This is a genomic window from Janthinobacterium fluminis (genome assembly GCF_028595325.1).
Classification (GTDB): domain Bacteria; phylum Pseudomonadota; class Gammaproteobacteria; order Burkholderiales; family Burkholderiaceae_D; genus Janthinobacterium; species Janthinobacterium fluminis.
On the sequence record NZ_JAQQXR010000001.1, the window covers coordinates 1,084,595 to 1,104,350 of the forward strand.

Here is a 19,756-nt window from a genome sequence, read left to right on the forward strand (position 1 = left end):
GGCTGAGGCCGCTGGCCCGGTAGCGTTGCTGTTCAAAGCTGCGGTCGCGTATTTCGCCCAGTCGATTGAAGAACACCGCCCTGGCCAGCGCGTTGCGTGCCTCTCCCTTGTTGAGTCCAGCCTGTACACGGCGGCGCAGCTCCACACTTTGCAGCCAGTCCAGGATGAACAGAGTGCATTCGATGCGCCCCAGCTCGCGCAGGGCGATGGCCAAGTCGTTTTGGCGCGGATAGCTGCCGAGCTTGCGCAGCATCAGCGAGGCCGTCACCGTGCCCTGCTTGATCGAAGTGGCCAGCCGTAGGATTTCATCCCAATGGGCGCGAATAGCATTGATGTTCAACCTGTCGCTGCTAATCATCGGCTTGAGTGCATCGTAGGCAGTATCGCCCTTGGGGATGAACAGCTTGGTGTCGTCCAGGTCGCGGATGCGCGGTGCGAAGCGGAAGCCTAGCATGTGTATCAAGGCGAAGACATGATCGGTGAAGCCCGCCGTGCCGGTGTAGTGTTCCTCAATGCGCAAATCCGACTCGTGGTACAGCAGGTCGAGTCGCGCACGCCGACGTTGACCACCTTGGTGCTGAAGGGCGCGTATTGGTCGGAGATATGGGTATAGAACGTCCGCCTAGGGCTACTTCCATACTTCGGGTTGATATGCCCTGTGCTCTCTGCCTTGCTGCCGGCTCTGAAGTTCTGACCGTCCGACGATGACGTGGTGCCGTCGCCCCAGTTTCCGGCAAAGGGTTGCCGAAACTGAGCATTCACCAGCTCGGCCAGCGCCGTCGAGTAGGTTTCGTCGCGGACGTGCCATGCTCCAACAGATGTTCGCGCCGCGTTTCGGCGCGTTGGCCGTAGTCGTTCCAGATATCGCCCGGTAGCTTGAGTTGGTCTGCGACCATACGCAACAGAGGTGCGTCCGGCTCTGCGTCAGCAGCGAACACGATGCCTGGATAGCGCATGTAGTAAAGTTGCACTGCAAAGCCCAGCCGATTTGCCGCGCCCCGATGCTGCCGAATGCGGGACAGGTCGGCGTCGTTGAAGGTGCAGAGCCGGATCAACTCGTCGTTGGCGTCGGGCAGTGCCAGCAGGCTTTCGCGCTCAGTGGCGGACAGGATCGAACGGCTGGGCATGCAGTCTCCTTCCTCTTGAAAACGTAGGTTTGCGACAAGCCTGCCCAGCCACCTGGCGCGGCACGCGAAATCAAGGGGTTGCGATTCTTGAAATAGTTCTTGAAATACTATTCTCGATCCCTTACCATTTTAATGAGTTTCAATAAAGAAAATTTACACATGCAATCTTCACTGGTACTTGAGCTCAAGCGATTTTCCGTTTTTGCTCGGCAATTCAGATTCATGCTGCTGATGCCGGTCGTATCAGTATTCTTGTCCGGCTGCGCCTCTTCCAGTCAGATTGATCTGACATCCATGACCTTAAACGAAAAATTGAAGGTTCTTGCGTCAAAGCACCATGTTTGCGCTGTGGCGATTGCTGTCATCAAGAACCGAAAGCTCGATTCGATGGATTCCGCCAGTGGCTGCCAGCTAACCTTAAATCTGAAATCAGACAGCATTTATCAGGCAGCTTCTCTTAGCAAACCTGTCTTTGCCTATGCTGTGCTGAAGTTGGTTGCACAAGGAAAATTGGAGCTAGACGCGCCGATAGTGAAATATTTGCCGCAAGGCTATCGACACCAATTCAATCCTTTGAAGGTTGAGCCTTCCGATTTGGTGACTGACCCTCGAATCCAGGCAGTTACCGTCCGGATGGCTCTGAACCACACATCTGGATTGCCAAATTGGGCGTCAGGGCCATTAAGTTTTGATTCGGCCCCCGGAACAAAATGGAGTTATTCAGGGGAAGGCTACGTGCTGCTGCAGCGGGCTGTGGAGGCCGTTACTGGTGAGCCGCTGGATAGATTCATGGCCTCACAGGTCTTCAAGCCACTTGCCATGGAAAACAGTAATTTTGTACGAAACGAACGAACCGCACAAAACCTGTTGCCTGGGAATAAAGCGAATGGAGCACCAAGAGCGGAAATGTATTTCCCAAATCCTATCGCGGCTTTTACTCTTACCACCACCGCATCAGACTATGGGAAGTTTCTCGTCGCAGTGCTTAACGATGCACAGGTACTCGAACAGATAACTACATCGCCCGTAACGGTTGATTTAAGCCTGAGTGCTAGTTGGGGCTTGGGCTGGGGACTTGAGCGCACACAAGACGATCTTTATATTTGGCATTGGGGCAATAACCCTGGCTATCGCGCCTTCGTCATAGCGTCTGTCCGCACAGGAGGCGGCTTTGTGATGCTGACAAATAGCGAAAATGGACTGAAATTGGCAGAACCAATCACAAAAACAATCTTGCCGGGCGAACACAAGCTATTCCAGCTTCCTATGCTGGGAGGCGACATCATCAATATGCTCTGCAACACATTGAGTTTGTGTCTTTAATTGTTTAGTTTCGTGCGATCATGTGCCCGTCGCAGCATGGCCCTGTTTCGCGCCAAGGCTGTGCTTGACGAGCTGGTCGGCAAGCTGCACAAGCAGGGCGTCCAGTTCAAGAGCCTGATTGACGCCATCGACACCGGCACGCCCTCTGGCCGGTTCTTCTTCCACGTCATGGCCAGCCTCGCCGAAATGGAGCGTGAGCTAATCGTCGAGCGTACCCGCGCCGGGTTGGATGTCGCCCGACAGCTTGGTCGCAAAAGCGGTCGCAAGCCCAAGATGACCGAGAGCAAGATCGAATCGGCCAAGAAGCTGCTGGCCAGCGGTGTGCCGCCCAAGGACGTGGCCAAGAACCTCGGCGTGTCCGTCCGCCAGCAACGGCACACGCTTAACGTACTTTAAATTCCGTTCTCTGAGACGCCCCCCAATTGCGCCTGCAAGGTGGCTTTCTCGCCGATCAGGGCAAGCAGGGCGCTTTGCCGCGCCGCTTCCCGCTCTTCGGCGTAGCTGAGCTGTTCCTTGAAAAAATCGGCCTGTTTTTGCTGGACAGCCAGAGCGATGCGCACATCGTCGAGCGCCGCCTGCGACGCGTCGAGCGTATCGGCGAGGGCGGCGTTGTCCAATGACGCTTGCTGGAATTGATAGGACTGCTGATCCCGCTCGGCTTGCAGGCCGGCCAACTGCGTCCGGGCGGCCTCGGCCGCGGCCTGCCATTGCTGCTGCTCGCCGGCCAACTGCGCGATCTGCGCTTCCTGGCGGGCGAGGTCCGTTTGCTGGCGTTGCAAGTGTTGGCGGGCGCCCGCCATGTCCTGCTCCAGGCGGGCCGCGCGCTGGTCGGCGGCCTGCCTGTCCCGGGTGCGCTGCTCGGCGGCCGCCTCCTGATAGTGCTCGAACTGCTGCCGGGTCTGCGTCAACTGCTGATTCAGCGCGGCGACCTCGGCGGCCCGGTCGGCCAGACGTTCGCGCAGGCCGCCGTTGTCGCTCTCAAGCGTGGCCAGTGCCAGCGCCTGGGCATGGTGCTTGGCGCGCAACTGCGCCAGCTCATCCTTGGTCTGGGCCAGATCGGCAGCCAGCGCCAGTTTCGTTTGCGACAGGTTGCGGTTGTCCGTCTCGCTTTGCTCAAGGCGCTCGGCGGCGGCCTGTAAGGCGATGCGCTGAGCCTCGCGGGCCTGCGTCACTTGCCGGCCGGCGTCTTCCTGTAATTGCTCGTACACGGCCTTCACCGCCAGCAGCAGCGGCGCCGGGACGCCCGTTTCCGCCTCGATCACCGTTTCCTGATGCTCCGCCTTCCAGCGCTTGAGCAACGGGGCGATAGTGCTCTTGCTGCCGGTGCCGCCCAAAGCCTCGCGGACGCTGTCGACGGTGGGATTTTTTCCATCCGCGACCACCTTGGCGGCGGCATGGACAACATGGGAATACAGAATGCCGGTTCGGGCCATCAGGGCCTCCATGAAATAAGATAACGTATTACGTGATACGTAATTATACATAATAGTACGATGTGAAATTAAGTTTTTCTTATTTGCTATTAACTTCGATAAAGTTGCTTATCGCATGTGATGCGGCGGGCCGCCATGGTATTCTGCGATATCAGCGGTACAAACCTTGAATTGAACGACAGCGCCATGCCCGATCCAAGCGAATTTCCAATTACACTCCCGGTACAGGCCATCGCCTCAGTCGAAGGCGCCGCCATCGCCCCCGTGACCGATATGGAACTGTCGGCCCGGCACCGCGCCTTCCTGGCGGCCGCCACCTCCGACAACACACGCCGCACCTATCGCTCAGCCATCCGGCATTTTCTGGCGTGGGGCGGTTTGCTACCCTGCGACCAGGACGTCATCGTCCGCTACCTGCTGATCTACGCACCGACGCTCAATCCGCGCACGCTGGCGCTGCGCCTGACCGCCTTGTCGCAGTGGCATCTGCACCAGGGTTTTAGCGATCCGACGTCGACGCCCAACGTGCGCAAGACGCTGGCGGGTATCGAGCGCACGCACGGCACGCCGAAAAGGAAGGCCAAGGCGCTGCCGGTGGAGGACCTGACATTGATCGTCGCGCATCTGGCCGGCCTGGACGCGCTCGCCGCCAAGCGTGACAACGCGCTGCTCCAAATCGGCTACTTCGGCGGTTTCCGGCGCAGCGAACTTGCCGGCCTGAAGGTAGGCGATCTGGCTTGGGAGCCGGAGGGTGTGGTGGTGACGCTGGCGCGCTCAAAGACCGATCAGAATGGCCAAGGCATCGTCAAGGCGATCCCCTTTGGCGATGGCATTTGCTGTCCCGCCACGGCGTTGCGTGCGTGGTTAAATGCGGCGAATATCACTACGGGGCCGCTGTTCCGCTCGGTGACGCGCTGGGATAAGGTCGGCGCCCATGCACTCAACCCGGCCAGCGTCAACGCGATCCTGGAAGGTCGCGCGAAAGATGCCGGGCTGGGCTACGTGCCCCAGTTGTCAAGCCACAGCCTGCGGCGCGGCATGGCCACCAGCGCGTACCGGGCAGGCGCAGACTTCCGCGACATCAAGCGGCAAGGCGGCTGGCGCCACGACGGCACCGTCCAAGGCTACATCGAGGAGGCGAGCCGTTTTGAGGAAAACGCCGCTGGCAGCTTGCTTCGAGAGAAGATAAAAAGTTCATGAGGATTCTACGGCCTTGGCCAACTCGGCCATTGCCTGTCTTACCGAACTAAGCTTTTCATCGCCCATGCGACGGGCGAGTTCCGTCTTGGCCCAATTCCACACCGGGAATGCATCGACTACGAGTTGGCGTCCAGATGTCGTCAGGGCTAGCCGCTTTCCAGCGCGGCCACGTCCGCCTTTAGCGCAGACCAAATCGCGGCTCTCCAGATTCTGAACATTTCGGCTGAGGGTGGTCGGATCGACCCCGGCCCTATCCGCAAGCTCGACGAGCGTCGCTCCCTCGGCCGCACCGATCCCAACCAGGAGGCTGAATTGCTCGGCCGTCAGCCCGAGTGGCTTGAAGCAGGCATTGTAATATCGCGTGAGTGCACGCGCCGTTGCACGAGCCTGGTAGCCCGGACACTCCGCCGCGACGCCCTTCAAAGATTCTGGATCAAAACCGTTCACATTTACCCCCTTGACAACCCCATCCTCGCATAATACTGTATATGCATTATTAATGGGAGGCACAATGCCAGCATATGTACACGTCAATCTACGCGTCATCGACTCCGCCAAGCAGGCCGCGCTCGCTCCACGTTTTCAGGCGGCGCTAAAAGAGGCGGGCGGGCAGATTCTACATTTCGGCCCTGTTGCACAGGTTCTGGAGGGGGATGAGGTGCCGCTGCCGATGGCCGGCGTGTTCGAGTTTCCAACTCTCGCCCAAGCGCTAGCGTTCTACAATTCCGAGAACTATGCACCGATCAAGGCCGAACGTCGGGAAGCCCAGCAAGCGCGGATGTTCATAGTCGAGACATAGTCGAAATCGTGTGAAACGCACATCCTGACACGCATCATCACATGCCCTCTCCAAGAGAGGTTAAAAGGCCAGTTTTGGCCAATTTCGTCGGCATCCACCTTATGAGTGGGGTGCTTCAGATGGTGGTGGGCTAGCGGATGGTCCGTCGTAAATAGGGAGATCAAGAAAATGACCATGCAGCTAAGTAAAGGCAGTTGCCATTGCGGGGCAATACACTTTTCGTTTGTAAGCGAGCCTGTTACGAAAGGAGTCCGGTGCAACTGTTCGTTTTGCTCCAAAAGGGGAACGCTGCTCCATGTCGCGTCGCCGGGCTCGCAATTTCAGTGGGCGGCAGAGGAAGGTGCGCTCGGCTTGTACCAATTCGCCCCCCCCCCCCCCCCAAAAAAAGCCAAGCATTATTTTTGCCGGAACTGTGGCGTTCACAGGTTTGGCGAAACGACGAGACGGCCGGGGTGCCATATCGTAAACCTCGGCTGCATAGAAGGCGTCGATGCGTTTGCATTAGAAACGATTTCATTTGACGGCAAGGTGCTGCTTTAGGTCGGCACCGGCTTGGTGTTGCTGGACATCACTCCGTATCCCGGCAGAGATGGGCGCCGATCTCTCGACTTTGCACCTTGGCGAGGTCCTATCAAGGAATTGCCGGCTCGGCTGATTCGGATAGAGGCGTTGGAGCATAGGGCAAAGTCTTTGATAGCTTTTTTCTCATTTAAATCATGAATTTATCTATGTTTTTGCAAAAAAAACCGTAATCCGGCCGCCCCGCTTCTCAAGCTGGGTGCTGGCACGCTGGGAGGGGCAGCATTAATACCATTTTGGCCAGTCGCGCCACGCTGGCTCGGCTCAACTATGTGCCGCAACTGTCCAGCTCCAGCTTGCGCTGCGGTATGACCGCCAGCGCGCACCGCGCCGGCCCAGTTTCCGCAATATCAAACGCTAGGGTGGCTGGTGCCACGACGGCACCGTACAGCGGCGACAGTCCGGCCACGTTCTCATCCCGCACCTCAAAGCCATCGGCGCGCGCAGTGTTGAAGATGTTTGACGATAGGAAAATTAAAGTACGCTAAGTGTAGCGACCTGTATTTCAAACTGACCCGACCTGCATTGGGCGCCATTCTCGGCCAGAATTAACTGCAACTGACAGGAGTCAAAACCGGTGATAACTGCAAATAAAGCTGGCGCGGCCAGGCAGTGCAACAAACCTCCGTTTTCAGAAAAGGTGCTGGTGGCGGCCTACGCTGGCCGAGTGCCCAGTCCTCGAAGTCCACAAACGCAGTCCACCAAATTTGTTCCAGAAATGGCAGCGCCCGATGGGTTCTCGGGTCACCAGGGAAAACGGGGAAAATCGGGCGCTAATGGCTATTAGGGCAATGTCTCAATCCCCCTTGATTTCCGGAACAGGTGGCCAGCTTGGGCGGCTCTCTTTGACCCAATTCCGCAATCGCCTCCTGGCAGAGTCGCCGCCCGTCTCTATCTTCAATAGATCGCAGATTGCCTGCCAGTTGTTCAGGCCAGGTTTGCTCTTCAAGTCGGGGACACTGGCCGCCCATTCCTTGGCGCTGGGTGACGGCAGTTTTTTGGGTTCTTTTCGGGCCTTCATGAGGGCCATGGACTCAGCCAAAAGCTCGTCCAGATCGATACTTGGCTTCTCGGCGGCAACCTGACCGAACTTAGTCAAAACACGTCGCAGGGCGTTGTTGAACGAGAGGTGCTCGAATGGCTTGGGCTCGGCTAGGCGCTCGACCACAGCAGCCAGATCTTCATCGACGTTAAATTGCGGCATGTTGTACCTTTGAGGTGGTTATGGTGCAACTATTATCCAGTATAGTGCAATCTAGTGTCAAGTGTCATTAGATAGTTATGTGTGGCACCTACCACCCTGGGCTGAAGTCCTGCACGTCGTTATCGTTCGATGGGCCTAGTCGTGGCCGCGCCTGCGCCGAGTAGCCAGACGGCGACTGACGGTCAGTTGCAAGTATTGTCGGTTCACGCACAGGTTGGCCTAGTCAAAAGAAGGTTCATTTGCAACTAATGCTGGTTTGAGGGGGGGGGCGATAGATACAGTTATTCCCGGCCAAAAAAAGCCGCTGAATACAGGTCGTCGCGTTTTCAAACGCAGGTTGCTACAGCTAGGCTTTTGAAATCGGCTGGCCGGGATCTAAAGCCTCGGTGCTCGCCGCCGCCGCATCAAATGAACCGCTTTCTGCGAATACTGATGCGGCTTTTTGGATCGCCGCTGCAATCTGCTCGGCGACCGCCTGATCCGGGACTGCGCGGGCCAACGTGACGCCTCCGGCCAGCAGGGATAGCAAGACCCACGCGCGGGCCGTGCGCTCGGCGTCTGTTTCTCCCGGCAATCCTGCAGCTACCGCTTCCATCACGCGCAGCAGTTCGGTTTGATAGGCGGCACGAGCGGCAGGATCTGAGCGCTCAATCTCGACGGATAAGCTAGGCAAAGTACATGCATCGGCCAAGTTGCATGTTCGCTTGCGTCCCATATAGAAAGCAGCGAACGCGCCAACCCAGCCCGCGCCATGTTCCGCGCGCACAGCCTCGACCCCGGCCCGGAGCTCTTGCAATCCAGCCGCGACCGCCGCCACGAACGCCTCTGCCTTGGAGCCGAAGTGTCCGTAGAATCCCCCGTGCGTGACGCCGGCTTCACGCGCCAAACCATCGACCCCAATTCCCGCGTAGCCTTGCTTTCTGAAGCCCCGCCCGGCGGCGTCCACGATCCGCGCCCGCGTCTCTTCCTTGTGTCCTTGCGTATACCGCACCATCTTGAATTTCCTTAATATGACGAACGTAATATAATAATTGACAGCATTACCATCGTAATGTAATGTCGAAGTGCTGTCCAACAAACTCTAAGGATATTTGCTATGCCACTACTACGAGTCACACACCAGCGCGGAGCTCTGACGGACGCGCAGAAAGCGCAGTTAGCCGAGGAATTGACCTCTGCCATTCTGATAGCTGAGGTTGGAGCGGACACGCCTGCCGGTCGCGCACTGGCTTACGTGCTGTTCGACGAGGTGGATCCAAAAAACTCGTGGTACGTCGGTGGGAAACCTGATACGAGTCCACCCAAGGGAGGGCGTTTCCTATTTGATATCGTCTATCCTGTGGGTGCCAGCATGCAGGCCGACAAGACCGAGCTTCATGCCGCGATCAACCGGATAGTGGCGAAGACCTTGGACGTGGACGGCAGTTTCCCAAATCGCGCCGGTGACTGGGTATTCGTGCATGAGGTGCCGAATGGAAGCTGGGGCGCGAGCGGCCAAACCATCGGAATCCGCGACATCAACCAAGTCGCTGGCGGTGACCCCGAACGGGCCGAGTATTTCGAACCGCTTCTGGCCGCGCAGGAGCGCGTTCGCGAGGCGCATGGATTTCCGTCGGAAGTTAGCCGCGCCAATTCAAGGCGCTCGTCGCTCCAATCTACCCATGAGCATCCTCTGAACTAGGACAAGCCGATGCATCTCTCTAACTATCTTTTCTTTACGACGACATGCGAACAAGCGCTGGATTTCTACACCTGGTGCGGGCTCGGCCAAATGACCGAAGTCCTACGATACGGCATGAACGGAATGCCGGTCCGCAACGAAGCCATGCGCGGCCGAATCATGCATGCCAAGTTCGAGGGGCCGGGAATTTTGTTCTTTGCCTCGGATAACGATGACGCGGAGCCAATGCGCGGTTCCGCGCACATTTTGCAGATGAACGACCGACATCGCACGGAGCAGCTTTTCGAGCGATTGGCAAAAAATGGTAACGTCACGACGCCACTCGGCATACAGCCCTGGGGGGACTATTATGGCAAGTTGACAGACCAGTTTGGCGTGCAGTGGATGTTGAATTGTTCGGTTTGAGTTGTGTATCTGTAGCGGCTCGCGTTCGAAAACGGCCATGCTCGCATTCGTCGGGTTTTCCGGCTCGAATTAACTGCAAACGACGGTATGGCCGTGCTCACGCTATCTGCAAATGTGCTTGCAATCGACCACACCAGCTTGCATTCGACGGCCGCATGCTCGCGCTAATTGCAAATGAAACGCACGCGTTGACCGGCTGCTTCGCCCCAAAGCGGTCAATCGCAATGGCTCAGTGCCCCCTGGTCGATGCCCTGCGTCACCACGTGTTTGCGGCCACCAAACTGCATGCTGACGACGCGTCGTTGCCGGTGCTGTTGCCCTGCAACGGCGAGAGGCACACGGCGCGTCTTTGGGCTTACGTGCGCGACGATCGCGCCAGCGGCGACAGCACGCCTCTCGCCGTGTGTTTGATTACGCGCCCGATCGCAAGGACGAACACCCACAGGCTCACCTGGCCAACTTCAGCGGCATCCTGCAGGCCGATGCGTATGCCGGCTTCAATGCTGTCTACGAAAGCGGCCAGGTGTTAGAAGCGGCTTGCTGGGCCTGGAAGGTTACCGGATCGACGCTTGCGTGAAATGCGAGCTTTTGGGGTCTTGATATTTGTCAGATGTCGAGCGATTTAACTTATCGCGGATAGATTTCTCTAATTAATTTGATTAAACTGTGGCGACGGAAGCAGATGCCGCGTCTCGATTTTTTTGAATCCTAGGGTAGTAAACAAAAGTAACCTTCCTTGAACGGGTGTGGGCCATGGTTCTGCCTGATTTTGAGATTCACCTTGGTGGCGGGGTTTACATCGACAGTGCCGGCAATCTGAGGGTCGGTGCCCAGCCGCCCTCGACCGTGCCGGTTTACTCTCCTCCGTTTGAGCTGCCGATCGATCCCGGCAAGCTCAAGGACTCCGTGTCGTCGATCGAGAAGGCACTCAAGGGCTTCACCACCGATCCGGACGTCCGCGCGAAGTTCGAGCGGTTCGGATATGCCGACAAGATACTGGACGTTCTGTGCGGCGTCGCCGCCATTGCGAGCGTTATTGCACCGGTGGTGTCCGTGCTAGCCTTTGCGGCCAGCGTTCTCAAGATGTTGGGCTTCTTCAAGGCCGGTCCATCGCCGTTCGAGGCCTCAGTGGAACAAAGCCTCGCAACCCTCAAATCTGGGAATCGCTTCATCTTCAGTGAGGTCAGCGAGCTAGATATCACCAAAGCCAAATCCAGACTTCACTCTGCTTGGACGTCGGTCGACGGCTATTATGGTCCGCTCCGGAATGGCAACCTGTCGCTCGAGCAGGCACAGCAAATGTTCCAGGACATGAAGGATATCGTCCTGAATATCCTCGGCGACGTCGAATTCCTGTGCAGCCAGAATGTCTGGAAGACGATGTTCGATCGGGAGAGCTACGGCCTGTGGGCCTATCACCAAGTCCAGATGAAGACGATGCCGCGCTCTGACCATAGTGACTTTGTACAAGCTTATTTTCCTCCGGACGAGACGCCCGCCTTCGACCATCGCATGATGTTGCCGATCGTCCTCTTTGCGGCGAACACCTATCTGGCCTGCCTGCGCGGGACACATCCCGAATTTCGCACGATCGGAAATTATCGGACCAAGTTAATCGCGCTTGCCGACCAAATCGATGAACTGGCCGAATCCATGCGAAATTTCGGCCTGGGCCGACTCATCTATCGGCCCGAGGATTTCCAGACGATCTCTGCGGGCGATGTGAATTACGTCAAGCTCTTCGACCAGTGGATCCCGCTCGGCATCAAGCCCAGCTGCGCGGCTTGGCCGATCGGCGCCCTGGACCTACGCTACCATGACAACGCCTTCTTCTACGCCTTTCTGAGCGAACTTTCCGTGGCTGAGGTTCGGGGCTGGCCGCACGAAACGAAGAAAGCCGGCGTGGAATTCCGCTGGATACCACCCGCGCAGCTGGCGCCCGCCCAGGAATTTGACGGGCAGCCCGGCCTTCCGCCATCCACCTTCACAATCCTCAATCCCGCTGATTGTGCGGCAGCCGCCAACGCCCAGTCCGAGAAAGACTATGCAGACCTGCTCGTCACCAGCGGGTATCTGCAACTGCTCAGGATCGCGGCACTAGTGCGCAACGAAGCGACCGAGCCACTGGTGAGTCAGACCGTCAGCTTGCGAAGGCTTTCCACCTATCGCGATCCGCAAGCATCGGAAGAGATCGAGGTCAGTAGCGGGGGCTCGGGATGGGTGCAGGTGACGAAGAGTCCGGCACGCCACGAGCCCCAGAGGTTCGCGGCGCGCGCGCAGGTGTCCACGCAGCCGCTCAAACGCCCATTCCCTGTCCAATATGAGATCTATCTGCGAACCCTGAATCAGGGTGGCGGCGAGGAAACCTCCAGCGACCTGGGTTATTCCGACTATTGCCGTCCTTATTATGTGCCAGAGAAACGGCCCAGCGGGAGCGGGGGCGAATGGACCGACAATGTCCTGGAGATCCAGACGGTGGATGGCGTCATGCTCGACGAGCATCTGATCGCGCATGGCTCAAGCTCCTTCAATCATGATGATGTCCGGCAGGAAATCGAGCTCAGGGTGGATAGTTTCGACTGGTGGATTCCAGTGGCATCCCGTCTTGGTCTGCTCGACCATCCAGCAAATCTGGCGGGCGCGCTCAGCGAAGTGAACTGGTTCCCCACGGTAGGAGGCGGTGCCGGTTCGACCAACGGCGGCACATCGGGGCCTGGAAGCTCCGGGGACAGGACAAGTGCGCCGACCGGAATCCCGGCAACACAGATGGACATGACCGGCCTTGTCGTCGAACAGGGTCTCAATTTCGGCAGCTTCGCCTTTGTCGGATGGAAATCGGGGAACAAGACCTGGGACGGGGAGAGGCGCGATCCCAAGCGTCTCACGGCGAAGATCAAATATGAGCTCACATGGCAAGGCGATGCCCTGCATGTTCAGATCGAAACCCGGCCTGAGGACCGCAATTTCACGCTGTTCCTGGTGATTGAGGAATTGCTGCCATCCACAGGAAAGAAGCTCCATACGGCCATCCCCATTCCGGTGAACGGAAGCCTTACCTATGTTCCTGAAGACTTTTTCCGACGCGAAGCTGAAGCAGTCGCGCAAGGTGCACAGGCCATTGCCCGCTTTTACAAGCGGCGCCTTGTCGAAGAGCAGGATATCGGGCCTTTTCCCGATCCTGCCTTCCGCACGATCACACCGAGCGATCTGCTGAGCCGACAGAAGGTCACAAATATCTCGCAGCACCTGCAGGACATCGGCGTGAATCTGGACGAACTGCAAGGCTGATCGCCTGATCGAACGGTTCACCCTCCAGTCGGTTCTGGCTTGCGGTCGCAAGCATCGTCGTTCGCCGCCTCGGTGGCACATTGGAAGGGAGTGAGACATGGCCGAGACCGACCACCGCCTTCGGCTCGTGACGATGAACGTCCAGCTGATGACGCAGGATGCCATCTTCAATCAGGATGCCGTGAACAAGCGGGCCGACATCATTGCCGACGCCTTTCTCAATCGTCCCTGGCCAGACGTAATCTGCCTCAACGAGATGTTCGACGATGAGGCGCGTGGCCGGATCAAGGACAAGCTAAGCGCGATATGGCCGCATATCCATGAAAAGTTCGGGCCGACCAGATCGCTCGACTTCACCGACAAATATACAGTGATCGGATCGATCATCGCGGGTCTCAAGGCCGGCAATCCGCTGCTTGCACTTCCCTTCGACATCGCCGTCACCAAGATTGCGGCGAAACTGGAACTACCCGTCAATTCCGGCCTGATGGTGCTCAGCCGCTATCCCATCAAGGATGCGATCTTCGTGTCCTATGCCGATTATGCTGAAGATGATCGTCTGGCCGACAAGGGCGTTGCCCTCGTCAAGATCGCCCGCGCCGACAAGTGCATCTACAATATTCTCGCGACCCATATGCAGGCCGCCTATGAGCACATGGATGACCATGCCGATGTGCGCCGCGTGCAGCTGCGCCAGATCAAGCAACTCATCGACGACAAGGCGACGAAGGATTTCGTAACCGATGCCCGGGCTGCGACGATCGTCTGTGGTGATCTCAACATTCAGGGCGCCTTGCCGAGCCGGCAGGAATGGGACGATGTCTTCGCGAATGGATCGAGCGTTCCCTTCTTCACGACGACCACCCGCGATGCCTGGCCGCTGTTCATGGCGCCCGGCAAATGGGGGCTCAATGATCCCTGCATCACCAACCGGGAGATCCAGAAGGGTCGAGCATCGCGGCTCGACTATGTGCTGCTCAAGGATCCGGCTGACCCAATGCTGGAGCCTGTCGAACGACCTCGCTTTGCCGTGCACCGCATGTTCCTGGTCAATCCTGGCCTGAGCGATCACATCGGGCTGGCGGCGGAGATCAACCTCTTCAACGAACATTGTTCGCCCGCCGGCGCTCTCGACATCACGGATCGCATTGGCCAGTTCAACCAATCGTTAGACAATGGCGGGATGGTATGGCTCCATCTTTCGGGCCGCGGCAGTTGGAGCTTGACGTCGGACGCCGCCACATTCTTCGAGGTGTACCTGCCCGAGAATCTGAGCCAGGTCCTCGGCTCGCAATATATGACGGACTTGCGCAATATCGATCACGCCGCTGGCGCCTGGAAGCACGGCGACGAGCCCAGACTCAGCCCGCGCGCGAGCACATTCGTGCTGCCGGTCGACAGTTTCTTCGTCCGTGCCTTCCGACGCGACGACAGGCCGGGACCGGTGAGCTTCGGCTATTATCGTCATCTAGGCACGAGCCCCTATGACTCGATCGGCCTTAATCCGCAGACCGATGCCGTCGGTCTTGACTGGGTGGCTCTTGCGACGATTTCCGTCAACCCGCCGATGGAATTCTGGTTCAACGCCCGCGTTCGTGCGGCAGCAAGCGGTGTGGCGCACCATTCCCGTTTCGAGCTGATCAATCCGGCCAAACATGACCTCAAGCTTCGGATCGTCCACCGCTCCGATCCGGGTTCGGCGGTTGGCGAAGTGGAATGGGGCCGGACCTCCGGCAGCGATGTGCTCCTCGAGGTCGGGGCGGATCAGCCGGGCGATCAATTTGCCTATATTCAGGTCACGCGTAACCAGCCCACTCAGGAAGGCTTTTCGGCCCGCTGGTTCACCACCCTCAATTTCCTCGTCTATGACTATGGCGAACCGCCGACGCTCGTCTGCGTCGATGAGAGCGGGCTCGACATTGCCGGAGGCGACGAGATTGAGCTTAGCATGCGACCCGACGCCTTCGGCGGCGAGGTGGTGTTGCTGGCTCTTCGCGAAGATGTCGACCGCGGTGAAGAAGTCACTCTCCCGGGCCCCGGTCACAATGAATGGGCAAGCTTAGACACCGGCTATGTATCGCAACTTGAGATCACCATCCGGGAGGACGAGTTTGCTGACGACGACATGGAGACAAGCTTTTTCCCGCCCCTACCGGATGCGGTCGGCTCATCATCCTTCCAAATCATGCTCGAGCCCGGCACGGGAGAATACCGCCTGAAGGTCAAGGTTGCCCGCGAACCCGAGTAGATCTAGTAAACTGTGCCGAGCAGCAGCACGAAAGTACCTACGTTTGGGCGCAAGGTAGAGTAAGAATCGAGGATTTCGGGCAGTCCTCGGGGCATTCACCAGTTCCAGCGACATTGAGAGGTGTAAATATGGCCGTCCGCTGCGTTGGGAGGACCCGCAAACACAACACGAAGTCCGTCCCGTTATGTAACGCGGTGCCACGGACCTGCTTTCCTGTCTCGCTCGCTGATTTGATTGAGTTGTGTACACATAGGCTTCGATCACAGATATGGGTCGTCGGCGCTGTAGTCGCGCTGTCGCACACCACAGATGCTCAGGCGACAAATCCAGTGCCCGGAACGCGCCACTGTCCGGACGGACAGCCTGAAGTTGTCTGGCGCTACCCGCACGACCAAGGAATTCCGTCGAACGCCACGCAAGTACCGTGTGAATCGGCAGATGGTGAAAACTGCTATGTGATGCCGGCGAGCGCATGCTTGAAGGCTGTCGATGTCAGTCAGGTGTTGTCGGGCGAGCGCGCCGCGGCTATCAAACCTGAGAAGAGGCCAGATCCACCGTCCCATACACTCATTCGTGGTCCAGCCAAGGCACCGCATGATCCGATCGAACGGCCTTTCGAAATCGGTGCGCCGGGTTCGGTTCCTTTGACGCCCGATGACGATTGCTGGGCCGGGTCTCGGTGGGACTTCGAGCGATTCGAGGATGGCAGAGCATCGTTGGACCACTGGAAGGGTGAGGGCCCAGCCGGATCGCCTTTCATCGGGATTCAAAATGCGGATCAGGATTTCGTCCCTGCTCCTGTCTACGGTCACGCCGCACCCATCGACAACATCCGCCCGCCCGGCTGGGACGTCTCGATTCGTTCGAACATCGGCGGCGACTATTGGCTGTTCAGCCAATCGCCGAATCACCATGGCAGCTTCTGGATCAGCTCGAAGTATCGCCGCTACTCCTGGGGCCAGCATCCGGGTGATGAGTGGGGCGAAGAGGCATATGGCACGCTCACTTCGCCGGCGTGTCGACTGAAGGCGCGATATCTCACGTTCCGAATGAGTGGCACACGAAGTGCAGCCCAGCGTATTGAGGTTCAGGTCTTCCAGGCTAATCCTGCTGGCTACTACGGCATCAGCTTCTGGGGAAGCTACGGCGACCCCGCATTCGCGGGAACGATGGGCAAGATCACGCAGGCGATTTTTTCACCCACCGCGGCGCCACAGTTTCCGCCGCCGACCGGGAATCCTTGGACGCTCGTGCGTAGCGTCACGACTCTGGACACCGACGAATCGGACTGGATGCAGGAGTACACGTTCGACCTGAAGCCGTACATCGGCCAGGGAGTCAGGATCCGCATCGTTGACGACACGCGCATGGACTGTGCCGAATACCTCAACGGCTACTGCCAGCGCAACAAGCCGGAACACATCAACGCGGACGATTTCAAATTCACTGACGAGGTCCCTGCGGGGACCGAATGGCTCAGACACAGCGAGAATCAATGCGATCGCGGTTGGGGTCCATCGGAAGACGGCTGCAGCCCCATCGGCATCCGGAAATCCGTGCCTCCGTTGTGGGGATACACGGACATCCACGCTCACCCGATGGCCAACCTGGCCTTTGGCGGACACGTGTTCTGGGGTGACGTCACCGACGACCTCGATGCGGTCTACAACTGCAGCCGCAACTTGCCGGAGATTCCGGGCCCAGGCGGCCGCTCGAAGATCGAGAATCCGTCGGTCGCTGGAGCGTGCTATCTCGCTGGCGACATCGCGCTATATGTGAGCGTTGCGGCAGCGTCGGCGACCTGTGCGCCGCTGTTCATTGCGCCCGTGCTCGGCTTCGGTGCAGCCGTGCTCTGCCAATCGACGCTCGAAGGCTCACTGGCAACACTGCTCGCCACGCAACCGATTGCTTACGGGCTTTCCTATCACGGTGCCGAGAAGTACTCGAGTGGTGCGGTTCTACTCGGCGGCTTGTTTGCGGACGTGTGGCGGCAGGCACTGGGTCCCGTTGATGACCTCTTCGCCAAAGGCTTGGTGCCGGAGACCGATCCAACTTCATCCGCGACTCCGGAGCTCGACTGGTACAACGATAAAGAGGATTGGCACAGCCATTGGGGCGTCAGCAAATTGCACAACCAATACCAGGCCCTGATGATTCGGCGCGCTTACGAAGGTGGTATGCGGCTTGCAGTCTGGGATGTCATCAACAGCCGCGCGTTGAAGTATATCGCCGATGGCAGCCCCTACTACTCGGACTGGCAGGCATTAAAGGACCAGACAGATGCCGCGCGACGGATCGTGATGGGCCCGCTTTCCAGTTTCGCGACTCTCGCTTACACGCCCGATGAGGCACGCGCAATCATCAAGAGCGGCAAGATGGCCGTGATATTGGGCACGGAGGTTGACGAGCTCGGACGCATGCGGCCAGAGGGCCTGCCTTGGCCGCGCTCACCCGCCACGCCCGGCGACTCGATGCAAAAGCAGATCAACGATCTGTGGGCAATGGGGATCCGCAAGGTGAGTCCGGTGCACGCCGTAAACAACCCGATTGGCGGGGCAGCGATCTTCGACGACAAGTACATCGCGGCGAATCGCTACCTCAACGGCACGCCGATCGATGGCGAGCCGTCGTTCTTCGAGTCACCGGCGCTGCAATTCACCTTGGACCGCTGGGTAGAAGGACTCCTGGTCAAATCGGTGCTGGGCGAGGTCAGTCCTTTCAAGGAAATCGGCACGGACGGCAAGACCGCGTGGAATCCGAACGGCTGGTTCTCGCTCGAGCCGATGGTCGCCGGACCGGACAAGTACATCGGCGACGACTTACCGGTGACGTATCGGATCGGCGAAGGCGCGGCCGCAAAGGGGGGCATGCGGGATTCGTCCGGCTGGCTCACTTCGGACAAGGCCGTCCGACCAAACACGTTCCTGAAGATTCGCGTCTTGAATGACTTCACGAGCTTCATCTACCCAATCGGACGATGTGATCTTCATAACACGGTGTTTCCTGACCATGCCGTTTCCTTCAGCGCGCTGGAGGAGGGGCAGTACATAGGGGTAAGCGGTCATCGTAACGGACTAGGCCTGTTCAAAGATGGTTCCGGGGAGGACGGTGTGGCCTTCCTCAGAGCGCTGATGAAGAAGGGCATGCTGCTCGATGTTGATCACATGTCGCAGAACATGCGCCATGAGGTTTATCAGCTGACGAATACGTATGCCGGTGAGTCCGGGTGGTTCTCCGTCGAGCAATGCCCGACCAATAAGCACTGCGGCGATTACCCATTGATGGGCGTACACACGACGATCCGGGGAATAGAGAAGGAGGGCTCGGGGCTCGCTCATCTCGTCGCGGGTTTCGGGTCCGACAACGAGTCGACGCGGACACCGAAGGAGATTCGTCACGTCGCGAAGAATGGCGGTACTGTTGGAGTATTTCCGCGGCCGACCATGATTCCGCCAAATACCACCGGCCAATTCTGCCGCCGGGACAGCGATTGTGCTGCGTGGAATGGCGAGAGCAACTACGCCTGTCTTTCTCCGGTTGGCGGGCCGAAGTTCTGCGGTGCCCAGCGAGCGACAGATCTTGCGGTTCGGAGCAACGTGCTGCCGAATGAGGTGGCGAATGACTGCGACGGATCTTCCAAGACGTTTGCGGTGAAGTACTTGATCCTGCTCAAGGAGACCGAGGGTCGGGGCATGACTTTCGCCACCGACTTCAATGGCTTCGCGAGCACGATGTTTCCTCGCTTCGGAAACAGCATTCCCGGCGCCGCGGCGTGCGGAAAAGGGGATCGCGGCACTTCATTGCGAGATGCCCCCGATTACCCGATCACCACCTCCCGCGATTGGCCGAAGATCATGGCCGAGCATCAACAGCACGAACACAGCGGCATCTGGTATGCGGACTATGCGAACAGAAGTCCGATCGTCTCGCCGTTCGCTTCGCAGTGGACCGACCCCGACGGCGGGCTCACAAAGCGCTGGAAGCGCGTCATCGCTCGAAATGATAACGACGTCCGAGAGGATCGCAAGCCGCGCTTTCAATCCTACAAGGACGGCTCACCGCTGCGCGACATGGTCTTCTACAACAATCACGGGCCCGACTACCCGCGCAATTGGAAGGACCAAGATGCAAACCTGCCGGGCGCGCAATTGTTTCCGATGAAGCGGTGGCAGATGCAACGCGACGGCTGGGATTTCAACCTAGACGGGATGAAGCACGTGGGATTGGTGCCGGACATGTTCCAGGACATGCGCAACGTCGGCGTTCAGTGGGAGCAGCTCCAACCACTATTTCACGGTGCTGATGATTTTCTTAACTCGTGGCAGCAGGCAATCGAGATCGGCGCGGCACATCCCTAAGGAGCTGTTAAAAAATAGCTGTAACAAATGTTGGTGAGATGTTACGTCCGCTTCTGGCCGAAAGCGAACGTTGCCTGTAGACGATTGTACCGTACAGGTACACCCAAATGG

General features: G+C 58.4%; 15 protein-coding genes and 2 pseudogenes. 11 read left to right on the forward strand and 6 right to left on the reverse strand.

The window, feature by feature from the left end; translation table 11 throughout:
* Position 1: 1 nt before the first annotated feature.
* Positions 2 to 810: pseudogene (locus OIK44_RS04760) on the reverse strand (Tn3 family transposase); the annotation flags it as partial.
* Entirely contained in the window at positions 759 to 1,127 is a 369-nt protein-coding gene (locus tag OIK44_RS04765; protein ID WP_273669556.1) for a DUF4158 domain-containing protein, read from the reverse strand. The pseudogene OIK44_RS04760 and the gene OIK44_RS04765, both read right to left, overlap by 52 nt.
* 159 nt (positions 1,128 to 1,286) lie before the next feature.
* Here OIK44_RS04765 and OIK44_RS04770 point away from each other — a divergent pair, with 159 nt between their 5' ends.
* A complete protein-coding gene (locus OIK44_RS04770) occupies positions 1,287 to 2,450 on the forward strand; it encodes a serine hydrolase domain-containing protein (protein WP_273669557.1) in 1,164 nt (387 codons plus the stop codon).
* A gap of 36 nt (positions 2,451 to 2,486) precedes the next feature.
* Entirely contained in the window at positions 2,487 to 2,846 is a 360-nt protein-coding gene (locus OIK44_RS04775) for a recombinase family protein (protein WP_273669558.1), read from the forward strand.
* Here OIK44_RS04775 and OIK44_RS04780 read toward each other — a convergent pair.
* On the reverse strand, positions 2,843 to 3,895 hold the full coding sequence (locus tag OIK44_RS04780) for a DNA-binding protein (protein WP_273669559.1): 1,053 nt from the start codon (positions 3,893 to 3,895) through the stop codon (positions 2,843 to 2,845). The genes OIK44_RS04775 and OIK44_RS04780 overlap by 4 nt on opposite strands.
* A gap of 123 nt (positions 3,896 to 4,018) precedes the next feature.
* Here OIK44_RS04780 and OIK44_RS04785 point away from each other — a divergent pair, with 123 nt between their 5' ends.
* On the forward strand, positions 4,019 to 5,083 hold the full coding sequence (locus OIK44_RS04785) for a site-specific integrase (RefSeq protein ID WP_273669560.1): 1,065 nt from the start codon (positions 4,019 to 4,021) through the stop codon (positions 5,081 to 5,083).
* Here the strand turns inward: OIK44_RS04785 and OIK44_RS04790 are convergent.
* Positions 5,078 to 5,530 (reverse strand): MarR family winged helix-turn-helix transcriptional regulator, encoded by a 453-nt coding sequence (locus tag OIK44_RS04790; RefSeq protein ID WP_273669561.1) that lies wholly within the window; start codon positions 5,528 to 5,530, stop codon positions 5,078 to 5,080. The two genes, OIK44_RS04785 and OIK44_RS04790, sit on opposite strands and share 6 nt — an antisense overlap.
* A 64-nt stretch (positions 5,531 to 5,594) precedes the next feature.
* Between OIK44_RS04790 and OIK44_RS04795 the strand changes: the two genes are divergently transcribed.
* Both OIK44_RS04795 and OIK44_RS25680 read left to right on the forward strand, forming a co-directional pair.
* On the forward strand, positions 5,595 to 5,882 hold the full coding sequence (locus OIK44_RS04795; protein WP_273669562.1) for a DUF1330 domain-containing protein: 288 nt from the start codon (positions 5,595 to 5,597) through the stop codon (positions 5,880 to 5,882).
* 174 nt (positions 5,883 to 6,056) lie between these two features.
* Positions 6,057 to 6,422 (forward strand): GFA family protein, encoded by a 366-nt coding sequence (locus OIK44_RS25680; RefSeq protein ID WP_420213825.1) that lies wholly within the window; start codon positions 6,057 to 6,059, stop codon positions 6,420 to 6,422.
* An 835-nt stretch (positions 6,423 to 7,257) separates the two neighbouring features.
* On the opposite strand, the gene OIK44_RS04800 is transcribed toward OIK44_RS25680, so the two are convergent.
* Together OIK44_RS04800 and OIK44_RS04805 are read right to left on the reverse strand one after the other, a co-directional pair.
* The gene (locus tag OIK44_RS04800; RefSeq protein ID WP_273669563.1) at positions 7,258 to 7,665 is read right to left on the reverse strand and encodes a hypothetical protein; all 408 of its coding nucleotides are present in this window, start codon (positions 7,663 to 7,665) and stop codon (positions 7,258 to 7,260) included.
* Positions 7,666 to 8,011: 346 nt separating this feature from the next.
* Entirely contained in the window at positions 8,012 to 8,740 is a 729-nt protein-coding gene (locus OIK44_RS04805) for a TetR/AcrR family transcriptional regulator (protein ID WP_273669564.1), read from the reverse strand.
* Between the two features lie 21 nt (positions 8,741 to 8,761).
* Here OIK44_RS04805 and OIK44_RS04810 point away from each other — a divergent pair, with 21 nt between their 5' ends.
* The 6 genes and pseudogenes from OIK44_RS04810 to OIK44_RS04835 all read left to right on the forward strand — a co-directional run bounded on the left by OIK44_RS04810 (position 8,762) and on the right by OIK44_RS04835 (position 19,645).
* Entirely contained in the window at positions 8,762 to 9,346 is a 585-nt protein-coding gene (locus tag OIK44_RS04810) for a hypothetical protein (RefSeq protein WP_273669565.1), read from the forward strand.
* A gap of 9 nt (positions 9,347 to 9,355) precedes the next feature.
* The gene (locus tag OIK44_RS04815; protein WP_273669566.1) at positions 9,356 to 9,751 is read left to right on the forward strand and encodes a VOC family protein; all 396 of its coding nucleotides are present in this window, start codon (positions 9,356 to 9,358) and stop codon (positions 9,749 to 9,751) included.
* 224 nt (positions 9,752 to 9,975) lie between these two features.
* Positions 9,976 to 10,328: pseudogene (locus OIK44_RS04820) on the forward strand (IS66 family transposase).
* A gap of 176 nt (positions 10,329 to 10,504) precedes the next feature.
* Positions 10,505 to 13,039 (forward strand): hypothetical protein, encoded by a 2,535-nt coding sequence (locus tag OIK44_RS04825; RefSeq protein ID WP_273669567.1) that lies wholly within the window; start codon positions 10,505 to 10,507, stop codon positions 13,037 to 13,039.
* Positions 13,040 to 13,136: 97 nt separating this feature from the next.
* Positions 13,137 to 15,287: a sphingomyelin phosphodiesterase gene (locus tag OIK44_RS04830; protein WP_273669568.1), complete on the forward strand. Its 2,151-nt coding sequence runs from the start codon at positions 13,137 to 13,139 to the stop codon at positions 15,285 to 15,287.
* Positions 15,288 to 15,763: 476 nt separating this feature from the next.
* Positions 15,764 to 19,645, forward strand: a complete 3,882-nt coding sequence (locus OIK44_RS04835; RefSeq protein ID WP_273669569.1) for an amidohydrolase family protein — start codon at positions 15,764 to 15,766, stop codon at positions 19,643 to 19,645.
* The last annotated feature ends 111 nt before the right edge of the window (positions 19,646 to 19,756 follow it).

Excerpts from the sequence above, each read along its gene's own strand:
- OIK44_RS25680 (WP_420213825.1), top strand. The coding sequence starts at position 6,057 with ATGCAGCTAAGTAAAGGCAGTTGCCATTGCGGGGCAATACACTTTTCG.
- OIK44_RS04770 (WP_273669557.1), top strand. The coding sequence starts at position 1,287 with ATGCAATCTTCACTGGTACTTGAGCTCAAGCGATTTTCCGTTTTTGCT.
- OIK44_RS04830 (WP_273669568.1), top strand. The coding sequence starts at position 13,137 with ATGGCCGAGACCGACCACCGCCTTCGGCTCGTGACGATGAACGTCCAG.
- OIK44_RS04765 (WP_273669556.1), bottom strand. The coding sequence starts at position 1,127 with ATGCCCAGCCGTTCGATCCTGTCCGCCACTGAGCGCGAAAGCCTGCTG.
- OIK44_RS04810 (WP_273669565.1), top strand. The coding sequence starts at position 8,762 with ATGCCACTACTACGAGTCACACACCAGCGCGGAGCTCTGACGGACGCG.
- OIK44_RS04795 (WP_273669562.1), top strand. The coding sequence starts at position 5,595 with ATGCCAGCATATGTACACGTCAATCTACGCGTCATCGACTCCGCCAAG.
- OIK44_RS04825 (WP_273669567.1), top strand. The coding sequence starts at position 10,505 with ATGGTTCTGCCTGATTTTGAGATTCACCTTGGTGGCGGGGTTTACATC.
- OIK44_RS04775 (WP_273669558.1), top strand. The coding sequence starts at position 2,487 with ATGGCCCTGTTTCGCGCCAAGGCTGTGCTTGACGAGCTGGTCGGCAAG.
- OIK44_RS04800 (WP_273669563.1), bottom strand. The coding sequence starts at position 7,665 with ATGCCGCAATTTAACGTCGATGAAGATCTGGCTGCTGTGGTCGAGCGC.
- OIK44_RS04815 (WP_273669566.1), top strand. The coding sequence starts at position 9,356 with ATGCATCTCTCTAACTATCTTTTCTTTACGACGACATGCGAACAAGCG.
- OIK44_RS04785 (WP_273669560.1), top strand. The coding sequence starts at position 4,019 with ATGGTATTCTGCGATATCAGCGGTACAAACCTTGAATTGAACGACAGC.
- OIK44_RS04780 (WP_273669559.1), bottom strand. The coding sequence starts at position 3,895 with ATGGAGGCCCTGATGGCCCGAACCGGCATTCTGTATTCCCATGTTGTC.